The sequence below is a fragment of the Rhizorhabdus dicambivorans genome, from assembly GCF_002355275.1.
Lineage (GTDB): Bacteria > Pseudomonadota > Alphaproteobacteria > Sphingomonadales > Sphingomonadaceae > Rhizorhabdus > Rhizorhabdus dicambivorans.
Map to the genome: position 1 here is coordinate 68626 of NZ_CP023449.1, position 13471 is coordinate 82096.

A 13471-nucleotide genomic window follows, 5' to 3' on the forward strand; every position below is an offset into this window, starting at 1 on the left:
AAACAAGTCCAGCATGACGACGAAATTGGCGCTTCCTTTCACCTTCGGACGCCAACTGATGACACACCCAAGTTCAGGGGTTGACGGCTCCGGTCAGCGCAGCGCCGCGTTGACCTTGTCCAGCGCGGCCGCCGACGGCACCAGTTCGGCGTCGGACAGCGCGTTCAGCGGCTTCTTCACCGTGCCGAGCGCGTCGTGCAGGTCCTCCGCCTCGGGATCGACATAGAGCAGGCCGGTGACGATCTCACCGGCGGCGTGCGCCTGCTGGAGATAGTTGATCGCGCCGACATGGTCGGTCGGGTCGTAATCCTCGGCGATCTTGCGCAGCAGCAGGGTCGAGCCGTCATGCTGGGTCACTTCGGTCAGCGATCCCGGCTCATAGCTTGCCTTGATCGCCATCCGCGCCATCAGCACGTCGAGCTTGTTCACCGCCTCATTATGCTCGCGCACCCAGTCGAAGCTCTTGGTCGAGCCCTTGTGGTTGTTGAAGGCGATGCAGGGGCTGAGTACATCGATGAAGGCGGCGCCCTTGTGGGTCAGCGCCGCCTTGATCAGCGGCACCAGCTGGTCCTTGTCGCCCGAGAAGCTGCGCGCGACGAAGGTGGCGCCGAGCTGGAGCGCGAGGGCGACCAGATCGATGCCGCTATCCGAGTTGACGACGCCCTTTTTGGACTTGCTGCCCTTGTCGGCGGTGGCCGAGAACTGGCCCTTGGTGAGGCCGTAGACCCCGTTATTCTCGACGATATAGGCCATGTTGACGCCACGCCGCATCGCATGGGCGAACTGGCCGAGGCCGATCGAGGCGCTGTCGCCATCGCCCGACACGCCGAGATAGATCAGGTCGCGATTGGCCAGGTTGGCGCCAGTCAGCACCGACGGCATGCGGCCATGGACGGTGTTGAAGCCGTGGCTCGCCCCCAGGAAATAATCGGGGGTCTTGGAGGAGCAGCCGATGCCGGAAAGCTTGGCCAGGCGATGCGGCTCCAGATCGATCTCGAAACAGGCCTGGACGACCGCGGCGCTGATCGAATCATGGCCGCAGCCCGCGCAGAGCGTCGAGACCTTCCCCTCATAATCGCGGCGGGTGAAGCCCAGCGCATTGGTGCGCAGCGAGGGATGGTGGAATTCGGGCTTGGCTATGTAGGTCATCGCACCATCTCCCCGGCGCGGGGCTTGGACAGCCCCATGCCCTTGGCCAGTTCCGTCTTGATGAAGCGCGCCGTGATCGGCGAGCCGTCATAGTTGAGGACTTTCACGAGGCGGGCCGGATCGACCCCGCCCTCGTTGATCAGCAGCGCACGCAGCTGCGCATCGCGGTTCTGCTCGACCACGAACACCAGCTCATGGTGGGCGATGAAGTCGAATATCTCGCCCGCGAAGGGGAAGGCGCGGATGCGCAGCGCATCGACCGCCAGCCCCTCGGCCTCCAGCTGGTGGAGCGCCTCGTCCATCGCCGGGCTGGTCGATCCGTAATAGATCACGCCATAGCTGGTCTTCTTCGGCGCCTTGCGCAGGATCGGCGCGGGGACGATCGCCTTGGCGCTGTCGAACTTGCGGAGCAGCCGCTCCATATTGTCGACATAGACCGCCCCCTCCTCGCTGTAGCGGGCATAGGGATCGCGCGACGTGCCGCGGGTGAAATAGCTGCCCCTGGAGGGGTGGGTCGCGGGCAGGGTGCGATAGGGAATGCCATCCCCGTCGACATCCTTGTAGCGGCCGAAATCGGCGCCCGCCTCCAGCATCTCGGCGGTCATGATCTTGCCCCGGTCGAGCACCCGGTCATGATCCCATTCGAACGGGTCGATCAGCCATTCGTTCATGCCCATGTCGAGATCGAGCATGACGAAGATCATCGTCTGGAGCCGGTCGGCCAGGTCGAAGGCGAGCGCGCCGAATTCGAAGCATTCGTTCGGCCCCTCGGGCAGCAGCAGCACATGCTTGGTATCGCCATGGCTGGCATAGGCGGCCGAGAGGATGTCCGACTGCTGGGTGCGGGTCGGCATGCCGGTCGAGGGGCCGCCGCGCTGCACGTCGAAGATCACCGCCGGGATCTCGGCGAAGTAGGACAGGCCGATGAACTCCTGCATCAGCGAGATGCCGGGCCCCGAGGTGCAGGTGAAGGCGCGCGAACCGTTCCAGCCCGCGCCGGTGACGATGCCGATCGAGGCGATCTCATCCTCGGCCTGGACGATCGCATAGCGCGCGCTACCCTCTTCTGGGCCGGCCTCGGGATCGTGGCGCAGCTTCTTGCAATAGGCGATGAACGCCTCGGCCAGCGATGTCGACGGGGTGATCGGATACCAGGCGCAGACGGTGGCGCCGCCATAGACCGCGCCGAGGCCGGCGGCGGTGTTCCCATCGACGAAGATACGCCTGCCGACCTTGTCGCTGCGGCGCAGCTGCAGGCCGAGCGGCCTGAGGTTCGCGCGGGCATGATCGAAACCGATCTGGAGCGCTTCGAGATTGGCGGGGATCAGCGCCGGCTTGGAGGCATATTCCTCGCTCAGCAGCGCCTCGACCACGCCGCGCTCGATACCGAGCAGATAGGTCAGCGCGCCCAGATAGATGATGTTCTTCAGTACCTTGCGCTTCGACGGCTCGGCATAGGCGGCGTTGCACAGCGCGGTCAGCGGGATGCCGACGATGGTGATGTCCTGGCGGAAGCGATCGGCCGGCATCGGCTTGGTGCTGTCATAGAAGAGATAGCCGCCGCTCTCGATCTCGGCGATGTCCTTTTCCCAGGTCTGCGGGTTCATCGCGACCATCAGGTCGACCCCGCCGCGCCGGCCGAGCCAGCCATGGCCGCTCACCCGAATCTCATACCAGGTCGGCAGCCCCTGGATGTTCGACGGGAAGATGTTGCGCGCGCTGACCGGCACGCCCATGCGCAGGATCGCCTTGACGAACAGCCCGTTGGCGGAGGCCGATCCCGATCCGTTGACGTTGGCGAATTTGACGACGAAGTCATTCACCGCGGTGATGGGCACGCTCATTTCATGCACCCCCCGGCATGGGTCATCTCCAGCAATGTCTTCTGCATGTCCCAGGCTCCGGTCGGGCAGCGTTCGGCGCACAGGCCGCAATGGAGGCAGACATCCTCGTCCTTCACCAGCACCCGGCCGGTCGGCAGGGTGGAGGAGACGTAGAGGTCCTGCGACAGGTTCATGGCGGGCGCCTTCAGCCGCGGCCGCAGATCCTCCTCCTTGCCGTTGACGGTGAAGGTGATGCAGTCGGTCGGGCAGATGTCGACGCAGGCATCGCATTCGATGCAGAGCGGCTTGGAGAAGACGGTCTGGATGTCGCAGTTCAGGCAGCGCTGGGTCTCGGCCCAGCTGCGCGGATCATCGAAGCCCAGCTCGACCTCGGCCTTCACATCGCCCAGCGCCTCGGCGAGCGGCAGCAGCGGCACCTTCTGCCGGTCCTCCAGGCTGACGTCGTTGTCGTAGCTCCACTCATGGATGCCCATCTTCTGCGACGATATCTGGACCCCGGGCGGAGGCCTGAGGCGGAGGTCGGCGCCCCGGCAGAAATGGTCGATCGAGATCGCCGCGTCATGGCCGTGCGCGACCGCCCAGATGATGTTCTTCGGCCCGAAGGCGGCGTCGCCGCCGAAGAATATCTTCGGGTTGGTCGACTGGAAGGTGGTCTCGTCGACCCGGGGCATGCCCCACTGGTCGAACTCCAGGCCGATGTCGCGCTCGATCCAGGGGAAGCTGTTCTCCTGGCCGATCGCGACCAGCACGTCGTCGCATTCATGATGCTCGTCGGGCTCGCCGGTCGGCTTCAGGGTGCGGCGGCCCTTCTCGTCGATCACGGGAGCAACCTTCTCGAAGGTGATGCCGGTCAGCTTGCCCCCTTCATGGGTGAAGGCCTTGGGGACGAGATAGTTGAGGATCGGGATGCCCTCATGCTGGGCATCCTCCTTCTCCCAGGGCGAGGCCTTCATCTCGTCATAGCCCGAGCGGACGATGACCTTGACGTCTTCGCCGCCCAGCCGGCGCGAGGTGCGGCAGCAGTCCATCGCGGTGTTGCCGCCGCCGAGCACGATCACCCTTTTGCCGATGCCCTCGACATGGCCGAAGGAGACATTGGCCAGCCATTCGATGCCGATATGGATGTTGGCGGCGGCCTCCTGGCGGCCGGGGATATCGAGATCGCGACCGCGCGGCGCGCCGCTGCCGACGAAGATCGCGTCATAATCCTGCTTGAGCAGGGCGGCGAGGCTGTCGACCCGCTGGCCCAGCTTCATCGTCAGGCCGAGATTGGTGATGAAGCCCATCTCCTCGTCGATCACGCTTTCGGGCAGGCGGAAGCGCGGAATCTGGCTGCGGATCATCCCGCCCGACTTGGCATCGGCATCATAGACGGTGACGTCATAGCCGAGCGGGGCGAGATCGCGCGCCACCGTCATCGAGGCGGGGCCCGCGCCGATGCAGGCGATCTTCTTGCCGATCTTCTTCTTGGGCGGAGCGGGCATCCGCGCCGCGACGTCGCCCTTGTTGTCGGCGGCGACGCGCTTCAGCCGGCAGATCGCCACCGGCTCCTCATCGACCCGGCCGCGCCGGCAGGCGGGCTCGCACGGCCGGTCGCAGGTGCGGCCGAGGATGCCGGGGAAGACGTTCGACTTCCAGTTGACCATATAGGCGTCGGCATGACGCCCCTGCGCGATCAGGCGGATATATTCCGGAACGGGGGTGTGGGCCGGGCAGGCCCATTGGCAATCGACGACCTTATGGAAATAATCCGGCGCCTCGATATTGGTGGGCTCCAACGCAATCCACTCCTCTCGATCCGCTCCCCTGTCTTGGCGGGGCGGCGGTCCTTGTCAGGTGGCCCGTCCGTCCTGTGCCCGCACGAGATGCGTGGGCCTGACCTTAACGCGCCGGAACAGCGCTCGCCAAGCCCGTTGTCATTAAAAATTCACGGGTAGCGACGCGATTCGCCCCATAATCCTGGTAAATTGCATTGTACAGTCGTTCAAATACATGAAGCGCGGATCATTTCGCTCCGGCCGACGATAAAAAAGGGGCGGCGCCAAGCGCCACCCCTCCGGTCATCGCAGCAGGAACGGGATCAGAAACGGAAGCCGAGCGCCGCGCGGACCTTGAGCTCGTCCTCGCCCCTGATGAAGCGGTTCTCGCCGCCGGCCTGCCAGAATATCTGGTCGCCGAGCGCCCCCGTGAAAGACAGTGCGGCACCGACATAGTCACGCGCGGTATCGGGCAGTGCGAACGCCTGTGTGCCCATGGCATGCTGGGCCGAGGCGAGGCGGACGGTCGCCGCCCGGTCGCCGCGCTCGTCCTCCCTGGCATAGCTGATCCGGATCGCCGGAACGAAGGCCGGCGACGCCATCAGCTTCGCCTCCAGGCCGGCATAGCCGGTCAGCCGCTTGTACCGGACCTTGCCATAGGCGACGTTGCCAAGGCTGGCGCCGGTCTCGGTGTAGCCGTCGATCTCGGCATCGACATAGTCATAGCCGGCGAAGGGCCCGACGCGCAGCCTGTCGAATGCCGCCTGCCAGCCGATCTCGCCGCCGATCGACCAGGCGTCGCCATCGGGATTGCCGCCGCCGGTCAGTCCATAGGCCGAATCGCGCGCGACGTTGCGGATCTGCAGATCGACCGCCTTCGATACCGCCCCCTGGACGTAGAGGCCGTTGGCGAGGCCGATCCCGGCATAGCCGCCGACGCTGGTTCCCCGCGCCTCCAGGCGGTTGCCCGCGCCGAAACCGCCATCGAGGTTGCGATAGCTTATCAGCAGGCCGACCCGCACCGGGCCGATCGCCGCATCGATGCCGCCGTTCATGGCATAGCCGTCGGCGTTGAGATCGCCGCCGCCCAGTTCCGCGCTGTTGACCCGCGCATAGCCACCGTCGATCCAGATCCGCACGCCCTTGCCCATGCCGGTCTCGCCGATCTGGCGCGCGCCCTGCAGCGCATTCAGGCCGGCGCGGGTGGCGGTGAGGCCGATGTCGGCAGCGGCGCTGCGGGTCGCGTTGATCGCCAGCGGCGCGGTCGCGATCATCGAGGAGAGCGCCTGCGGATCGACATAGGTCGGCAGGGTCAGCCGATAGACCAGCAGCACGTTGTCATTGTTGCCCGAGCCGTCGAGCGCGCCCGAGGCCGAGGTGACGCCGTTGAAGGTGACGCTCGTACCCTGGAAGTCGTTGTCGTTGCCGACGAACAGAAAGAAGTCCTGCGGCGCGCCCTCCTCCAGCACCGGCGCCAGCGCCAGCGCCTCGATCTTCTCGCTGATCGTGGTCGGGTTGCTGAGCGGAAGCCGGGTGAGGTTCATGCCGACCCGGCCGAGCTGGACCGGGTTGAGCATGTTGACCAGCTCGACCTGCCGGACCGGGGTAATGCCCGCCACAAGGCCGCCATTGCTGGCGATCGGGGTCACGCCGGTCTCATAGGCGGTGCCCGCCAGGTTGGTGGCGCCGCTGGTATCGACCAGCAGGATGCTCTTGAACATCGGTGTGGTGCTGGTGCTGGCATTCGCCGCCACCCCACGCCCGATGCCGTCGCGGGCGAGCACCAGGAACTGGGTGTCGTTGAGCGCCAGCATCTCCGACTGCGCGGCGGTGCGATCGGGGGCGCCGCCCGATCCGTTGTTGTTGAAGATCGGCAGCTGCAGCACATAATGGCCGATCGGGTTGGCCGGCGCGGCGTTGCCGCTGATGTCATAGACCAGGATGCGGGTGTTGTTGCGGGTCTGCTGGTTGGCGCCATTGGTGTCCTGCACCGTCGCCGACTGCTGGATCGTCACCAGCTTGCGGTTGTCCGGGGTCAGCGCCATGGCTTCCAGGCCCTGGTTGTTGCGGCGCCCGGTCTGGCCCGGAGTGGTGCTGTTGAAATTGATCGCCCCGCCGGTGCGCGGCAGCATTGCCGCCACCGTCTGGATCGCGCCGATCTGCTTTCCGGTCGCGTCGAAATAATAGATGCCGTCGGCATATTCGTCGGAGACGTAGAAGCTGCCGTCGGGCCGGAAGGCGATCGCCTCGGCGTCGAGGCTGATATGGCCGGCAGCGGTGCCATCGGTGGCGATCGGATAGACGATGCCGCCCCGGGTCACGGTGCTGGCGCCCGGATCGCGGCCGGTCATCTCCACGCCCAGCGCGTCCTTCAGGGTGAAGCCGCCGGTCGGGGTGATCGTCACCTGGCTCTGCGAGCTGGCCGCCTGCGGCAGCGCCGCCGAGCCGCCGGCGAGCGGCCGGAAGGTGATGGCGCTGGTGTGGACGCGGTTGCGATAGTCGATCGCGCCATCGAACGGCCCGCGATCGGGCAGGGTGAAGATGCTGCCCGAATAGCTGCCGTCGGCGTTGCGCCGCCAGCTCGACAGGTCGATCGCCATGCCCGAGAAGCTGCCCAGCGTCTCGCCCCGGAAATCGAGCGTGGTGGCGCTCAGCCGGCCCGCGCCGGTGATGCCCCGGTTGACGAAGGTCACGCCACCCAGGGTCGCCGATTCGGAACCGGCGGCGTTGGTGATGTGCGGCGTGGTGAAGCTGGCCGACTGGGCATGAGCGCCGCCGGCGGCGGAGATCGCCGTGCAGGCGAGGAGAATCTGGCGGATAGATCGCATGGTTCGAAGCCCCCTGTGAAAACGGGGGACCGTTATTGGCGGGGGGTGACAGTGCGGCGGCAACCATGTTGCAACCCCGTGAAACCACGCGGCGCCCATCGACAGCGGGCACGGGGCGCTCTACCCCTGCGACCCATGCGTTATGACCGCCGCCTGCACGCCGCGCGCAGCACCGACCATTATGTCTTCAACCAGCTGATCCCCTATATCGGCAACAAGCGGAAGCTGCTGCCGCTGATCGGGCGCGCGGTGACGGCGAGCGGGGTGGCGGCAGGCGGGAGCTTCCTGGACCTGTTCGCGGGCAGCGGCGTCGTCGCGCGCTTCGCCAAGACGCTGGGCTTCCGGGTGATCGCCAATGACTGGGAACCCTATGCCGAGGCGATCAACCGCTGCCATGTCGGCGGCAATGCCGCGCCGCGCTTCGGCGCGCGATCCTATGCCGAGATGCTGGGCCAGCTCAACGCGCTGCCGCCAACCGCCGGCTGGGTGACGGACCATCTCTGCCCCGATGACGACGAGGCGCTCGAGATCGGCCGCGACCGGATGTTCTACATGCGCAAGAACGGGATGCGGATCGACGCGATCCGGGAGGAGATCGCCCGGCTGGAAGCGTCCGGCGCGATCGACGCCGATCAGGCCGCCTGCCTGATCGCGCCCTTGCTCTACCAATGCTGCTACACCAGCAACACATCGGGGGTGTTCAAGGGCTTCCACGCGGGCTGGGGCGGCAGCAACGGCACCGCGCGCTACCGCATCTGCGGCGACCTGATGCTGGAGCCCGCCCTGTTCCTGGACAATGGCCAGACGAACGAGGTGACCCGGCTCGACGCCCACCGCTTCGCGGCCGAACATGGGCAGAGCTACGACTTCGTCTATCTCGATCCGCCCTATAACCAGCACCCCTATGGATCGAACTATCATGTCCTCAACAGCGTCGCGCTGTGGGACAAGCCCGAACTGAGCCCCAAGATCAGCGGCCGGGGCGACAAGTCTGCAATCCGGCACGACTGGCGCAGTGAACGGCGCAGCCCCTATAACAGCGCGCGCCACGCCGCCGCCGCCTTCGCCGATCTTGTCGGCTCGCTGCCGGCGCGCTGGATCGCGGTCAGCTATTCCACCGACGGCAACATCCCGCTGATCGACCTCGCCCGCGCCGCCGTGGCGCGCGGCGCGACCCAGGCCTTCATCCAGCCGTACAAGCGCTATCGGGTGAGCAGCCAACGCTTCTCGGCCAAGCCGCTCAACGCCGAGTTCGTGCTGCTGATCGACACCGGCCGCCGCGCCACCACCTCCCCAGAGGCGATCTGCGACGCGATCCTCGCCGAGGAACGCGCCGCGCTGATGCGTCATCCGGAGATGGCGGTCGCGCCCTAGATCCTCCCTATGCCGCAACCATGGGTAGGGGGACCGCCGCAGGCGGTGGAGGGGCTTTCCGACAATCCCGGCCGCGCGGACCGAGACGGTGACCTCTCCACCACGCCTTCGGCGCGGTCCCCCTCCCCGTCCTTCGGACAGGAAGGATCCAGGGGCGCTTCTCCTCGCATCGATCAGCCGCTATCCTGCCGGCAGGGGGACCGGACATGCCGCACCTGCCCGATTTCGAAGCCTGGGCGATCTTCGCGAAGGTCGCCGAGAAGGGGTCGTTCAGCCAGGCGGCCGAGGAGCTGGGGCTGGCCAAGACCACCGTCTCCAAGGCGATCAGCCGGCTGGAGGAGCGGATGCGCACCACCCTGCTCCACCGCACCACGCGCAAGCTGTCGCTGACCGAGAGCGGGCGGCGTCGCTCGACCGGGCGATGCGCATCCTGGCCGATGGCGCCGCGATCGAGGCGGACATATTGGAGGAGGCGGCGATCCCGCGCGGGCTGGTCCGCCTCGCCACCTCGGTCACCTTCGGGGAGACCGCGCTCGCCCCGCTGCTCCCCTCCTTCATGGCGACCTATCCCGACATCAGCCTCGATGTCGTGTTCACCGAAGGGCGGGTCGATCTGGTCGGCGAAGGCTATGACCTTGCGATCCAGATCGGCGACAATCCCGACGACAGCTCGCTCCGGATCAGCCGCCTGTTCAACCTGCGCCGCCGGGTCAGCGCCGCGCCATCGCTGCTGGCGCGCCACGGCATGCCGTCGCACCCCAGCGAACTCGCCCATTATCCGGCGCTGATCCCCAGCCATGTGCCGTGGGGTGCCGAGATCGACTTCACCGGCCCAGACGGCAAGCATTGCCTCGTGCCGATGTCGGGGCCGCTCAAGATCAACAGCACGCTGGGCCTGCGCGAGGCGCTGATCGGCGGCGCGGGGGTGAGCCCGATGCCCGAATATTTCATCTGGGAAGCGCTGGAGGACGGCCGGCTGATCGAGCTGTTTCCCGACTGGACGATCCCCTCGGCCCCGATCTGCATGGTGACGCCGCCGGGCCGCGCCCGTCCGGCACGGGTGCGCGTGCTGATGGAATTCCTGCGCGCGCAATTCGCGAGCCAGCCCTGGGCGCACGGGGTGGAACGGTGACGCCGGCGCGCCGTCAGGCGACGCTCAGCCGGACCTCGACATTGCCACGGATCGCCCGCGAATAGGGGCAGATGCGGTGCGCGGCGGCCGCCAGCCGCGCGGCCTCTTCCTCCGCCACGCCCGGCAGGTCGACCGACAGCAACACCGACAGCCGCTCGCCGAGCCCCACCGAGGCGGTGACGTTGCTGTCGGCGGCAAGCTCCACCCCCTCGTCCCGCGCCACGCGCTGGAGCGACGAGAGGAAACAGGCCGCATAGGCGGCGGCGAACAGCTGTTCGGGATTGGTGCCTTTTCCGGCGGGATCGCGCGGCCCGTCCAGCCGCAGCTTCAGCCGCCCGTCGGCGCTGGCGGCAGCACCCGACCGGCCGCCGAGCGCGGTCACCTGGGTCTGATAGGGGGCGGTCCTGGATCGCATCGATCAGGCGGGTCTCCGGATCGGTCGCACCGCCCGGCGGGGGGTACAGGGGGAGTGCCGGACGGTGCTTGGCGCCCATCTAGCGACCGGCCCGCGATCGAATTAGCCATCCGGCCTTCATTTCACTGGTGACGGAAAGCCACCAATCCCGAAACGGGGCCTGCCCGCTCCCCGCCCGGCACCCGTAATGATTAGAAGCTAATCGCCACCTCTATTATGCACTTTTGGTGGATAATCTGAACAAGGGCGCGGGCCTATCTCCCGGCGGATCAAGGTCCAGGGAAAAGACGCCCATGTCCCGTTCCGCCCAAATCCTCCGTTCCGCTTCCATCACCACGCTTGTCGCCGCGCTGCTGTCCGGCTGTGCCGCCGTGCCACAGGTGCAGCCACGGGTGACGCCACTGTCTGCGGCGTCCGCCGGCCTCGGCGGCGCCACCGCCCTTCCTGCCGCGGGCGCGTGGTGGAAGGGCTTCGGCGATCCTCAGCTCGACCGGATCATGGCCGACGCGCTGGCCGGCAATCCCTCACTGGATGCCGCGACCGCGCGGCTCGCCCGCGCCCAGGCCGGGATCGCCGCCAACAAGGCGGGGCTGCTTCCGCAGATCGACGGCAGCGCCGATGCCACCCGCCAGCGGCTGAGCGACCAATATATCATCCCGCCGCCCTATGGCGGCTCGACCCGCTGGATCGGCAACGCCCAGGCCAATCTCGGCTGGTCGCTCGACCTCGCCGGTCGGCAGAAGGCGCTGGTGGCGCAGGCCGCCGCCTCGGCCGACGCCGCCGGGCTCGATCTTGCCGCCGCGCGGGTGACGCTGTCGGGCGCGGTCGCGCAGGCCTATGTCGACCTCGCCCGCGCCACCGAACAGGCCCGGATCGCCGACCGCTTCGTCGCCTCGCGCGAGCAGCAGTTCAGGCTCGCCCAGGTCCGGCAGCGGACCGACCTGTCGAGCGACTTCGACCTGCGCGCCGCCGAGACGCTGCTCGCCGAGGCCCGCCAGGCGAAAATCCGCGCCGATGGCGCCCGGCAGCTGATGATCCATGCGCTGGCGGCGCTTGCCGGGCGCGGTGCCGACTATCATGCGACGATCACCGATCCGGTGCTGACGCTCGACCGCGCGCTGCCGGTCCCGGCCGCGCTGCCCGCCGATCTGCTCGGTCGCCGTCCCGACATCCTCGCCGCCCGCGCGCGGATCGAGGCGGCCGAGGCGGGACGCCGGGTGGCGAAGGCCGATTTCTATCCCGATGTCGACCTGAAGGGGCTGGTCGGGCTCCAGGCGATCGGCCTCGGATCGCTGTTCACCGGCGGGGCCGCCACCTATGGCGCGGGCGCCGCCCTCCACCTGCCGATCTTCGAGGGCGGGCGGCTGAAGGCGAACTACAAGGGTGCCGTCGCCGGGATCGACGAGGCGATCGCCAGCTATAACGGCACGGTCGTCGGCGCGGTGCGCGAGAGCGCCGACGCGCTTTCGGCGATCGCCACCAACGCCGCCGATGCCGCCGAGCAGCGCCGCGTCTCGGCCGGGCTGGCCGAAACGATGCGGCTCGACCAGGTGCGCCTGCGCACCGGCCTGGGCGTCCAGCTCGACGTGCTCGGCGCGGGCGACCGGCTGCTCGCCGCCAACCAGCGCGAGATCGACCTTGCCGCCGAAGGCGCGGCCGCGCGCATCCGGCTGCTGGTCGCGCTCGGCGGCAGCTTCGATCCGATCAACCAACAGACCGCGTCGGCCACCCCCGCCGCCACCCCCGCAGGGAGGTAATCCATGAACGCCATCACCCCCATCCAGGCCGAAGACGAAGCCCCCGCCCCGCCGCAGGGCGCGCCCCGTGCCCGCAAGCGCGGCCTGCTGCTGCTGGGCGCGGCGGTGCTGATCGGCGCCGCTTCCTATGGCGGCCATGAACTGCTGGCCCCCAGCAGCGAAGTGACCGACGACGCCTATGTCGCCGGCGACGTGGTGGCGATCACCGCGCGCGAGCCGTCGACCGTGCTGGCGATCAACGCCGACAACACCGAACAGGTGAAGCGCGGGCAGACGCTGATCGAGTTCGACCCCGCCACCGCCGACGCGCAGATGGCGGCGGCCGAGGCGGAGCTGGCCCGCGCCGTGCGCGCCGTCCGCTCCGATTTCGCCAAGGTCGACGAGACCGGCGCCGCCACGGTGCAGGCCGAGACCGAGCTGGCCAGGGCGCGCAACGACCTGGCCCGCCGCCGCGCCGCCGCCGCCGAAGGCGCGGTATCGGGCGAGGAGGTGGCGCACGCCGCCGACCAGGTCCGCACCGCCGCCGCCGCGCTGGCGCTGGCGCGCAGCCGCGGCGCGCAGGCGCATGCGGCGGTGGACGGCACCAGGATCGAGACCAACCCCGACGTGCTCGCCGCGATCGCCGCAGTGCGCCGTGCCGCGATCAGCCAGGGGCATAACCGGCTGGTCGCCCCCGTCGACGGCATCGTCGCGCAGCGCGGCGTCCAGCTCGGCCAGCAGGTCGGCCCCGGCACCCCGCTGATGGCGGTGGTGCCGCTCGACCGGCTGTGGATCGACGCCAATTTCCGCGAGACCCAGCTGGCCGACATCAGGGTGGGCCAGAAGGTCGAGATCGAGACCGACATCTATGGCGGCGGCGTGACCTTCCACGGCAAAATATTGGGACTCGGCGCGGGCAGCGGCAGTGCCTTCGCGCTGCTGCCGCCGCAGAATGCCAGCGGCAACTGGATCAAGATCGTCCAGCGGGTGCCGGTGCGCATCGCGCTCGACCCCGCCGAGCTGAAGGCCAATCCGCTGCGGATCGGCGTATCGGCCAAGGTGACGGTGGACACCAGCGACCATCATGGCGCCCCCGTCGCCCGCGTCGCGGCGCCGCCGCTGCCGCGCGAGACGAGCCAGGACGGCGGGCCGGCGGTGCAGGCGAAGATCGACGCGATCATCGCCGCCAACCGGGGGACCCTCCGGTGAGCGGCGCGGCGCCGGCCGCTGGCCCCG

General features: G+C 68.3%; 9 protein-coding genes and 1 pseudogene. 5 read left to right on the forward strand and 5 right to left on the reverse strand.

The genetic code is table 11. The annotated features are described in order from the left end of the window. Window positions 1-93 precede the first annotated feature (93 nt). From CMV14_RS00335 to CMV14_RS00350, 4 genes are all read right to left on the reverse strand, one after another. Window positions 94-1149: a 2-oxoacid:ferredoxin oxidoreductase subunit beta gene (locus CMV14_RS00335; protein ID WP_066964692.1), complete on the reverse strand. Its 1056-nt coding sequence runs from the start codon at window positions 1147-1149 to the stop codon at window positions 94-96. Continuing rightward, window positions 1146-2993 (reverse strand): 2-oxoacid:acceptor oxidoreductase subunit alpha, encoded by a 1848-nt coding sequence (locus tag CMV14_RS00340; protein WP_066964689.1) that lies wholly within the window; start codon window positions 2991-2993, stop codon window positions 1146-1148. The genes CMV14_RS00335 and CMV14_RS00340 overlap by 4 nt, the downstream gene beginning before the upstream one ends. Beyond that, window positions 2990-4771: an FAD-dependent oxidoreductase gene (locus CMV14_RS00345; RefSeq protein ID WP_066964686.1), complete on the reverse strand. Its 1782-nt coding sequence runs from the start codon at window positions 4769-4771 to the stop codon at window positions 2990-2992. The genes CMV14_RS00340 and CMV14_RS00345 overlap by 4 nt, the downstream gene beginning before the upstream one ends. 302 nt (window positions 4772-5073) lie before the next feature. After that, a complete protein-coding gene (locus tag CMV14_RS00350) occupies window positions 5074-7578 on the reverse strand; it encodes an esterase-like activity of phytase family protein (RefSeq protein WP_066964683.1) in 2505 nt (834 codons plus the stop codon). Window positions 7579-7713: 135 nt separating this feature from the next. Between CMV14_RS00350 and CMV14_RS00355 the strand changes: the two genes are divergently transcribed. The 3 genes and pseudogenes from CMV14_RS00355 (at window position 7714) to CMV14_RS00360 (ending at window position 10084) form a co-directional block, all read left to right on the forward strand. Next, complete coding sequence (locus tag CMV14_RS00355; protein WP_066964680.1) at window positions 7714-8952, forward strand: DNA adenine methylase; 1239 nt, start codon at window positions 7714-7716, stop codon at window positions 8950-8952. A gap of 206 nt (window positions 8953-9158) precedes the next feature. Next, window positions 9159-9296: pseudogene (locus CMV14_RS27040) on the forward strand (LysR family transcriptional regulator); the annotation flags it as partial. Between the two features lie 77 nt (window positions 9297-9373). Continuing rightward, window positions 9374-10084, forward strand: coding sequence for a substrate binding domain-containing protein (locus CMV14_RS00360; RefSeq protein ID WP_238147141.1), 711 nt, complete (start codon window positions 9374-9376; stop codon window positions 10082-10084). A 13-nt stretch (window positions 10085-10097) separates the two neighbouring features. Here CMV14_RS00360 and CMV14_RS00365 read toward each other — a convergent pair whose 3' ends face one another. Continuing rightward, window positions 10098-10499 carry an Ohr family peroxiredoxin gene (locus CMV14_RS00365; protein WP_066964677.1) on the reverse strand — a complete coding sequence of 134 codons (402 nt, stop codon included), beginning with the start codon at window positions 10497-10499 and terminating at the stop codon, window positions 10098-10100. A 293-nt stretch (window positions 10500-10792) separates the two neighbouring features. Here CMV14_RS00365 and CMV14_RS00370 point away from each other — a divergent pair, with 293 nt between their 5' ends. Both CMV14_RS00370 and CMV14_RS00375 read left to right on the forward strand, forming a co-directional pair. After that, window positions 10793-12256 carry an efflux transporter outer membrane subunit gene (locus CMV14_RS00370; RefSeq protein ID WP_083215904.1) on the forward strand — a complete coding sequence of 488 codons (1464 nt, stop codon included), beginning with the start codon at window positions 10793-10795 and terminating at the stop codon, window positions 12254-12256. Between the two features lie 3 nt (window positions 12257-12259). Next, window positions 12260-13444, forward strand: a complete 1185-nt coding sequence (locus CMV14_RS00375; RefSeq protein WP_066964674.1) for an HlyD family secretion protein — start codon at window positions 12260-12262, stop codon at window positions 13442-13444. Window positions 13445-13471: the final 27 nt, after the last annotated feature.

Excerpts from the sequence above, each read along its gene's own strand:
- CMV14_RS00340 (WP_066964689.1), bottom strand. The coding sequence starts at position 2,993 with ATGAGCGTGCCCATCACCGCGGTGAATGACTTCGTCGTCAAATTCGCC.
- CMV14_RS00370 (WP_083215904.1), top strand. The coding sequence starts at position 10,793 with ATGTCCCGTTCCGCCCAAATCCTCCGTTCCGCTTCCATCACCACGCTT.
- CMV14_RS00355 (WP_066964680.1), top strand. The coding sequence starts at position 7,714 with ATGCGTTATGACCGCCGCCTGCACGCCGCGCGCAGCACCGACCATTAT.
- CMV14_RS00335 (WP_066964692.1), bottom strand. The coding sequence starts at position 1,149 with ATGACCTACATAGCCAAGCCCGAATTCCACCATCCCTCGCTGCGCACC.
- CMV14_RS00375 (WP_066964674.1), top strand. The coding sequence starts at position 12,260 with ATGAACGCCATCACCCCCATCCAGGCCGAAGACGAAGCCCCCGCCCCG.
- CMV14_RS00350 (WP_066964683.1), bottom strand. The coding sequence starts at position 7,578 with ATGCGATCTATCCGCCAGATTCTCCTCGCCTGCACGGCGATCTCCGCC.
- CMV14_RS00360 (WP_238147141.1), top strand. The coding sequence starts at position 9,374 with ATGCGCATCCTGGCCGATGGCGCCGCGATCGAGGCGGACATATTGGAG.
- CMV14_RS00365 (WP_066964677.1), bottom strand. The coding sequence starts at position 10,499 with ATGCGATCCAGGACCGCCCCCTATCAGACCCAGGTGACCGCGCTCGGC.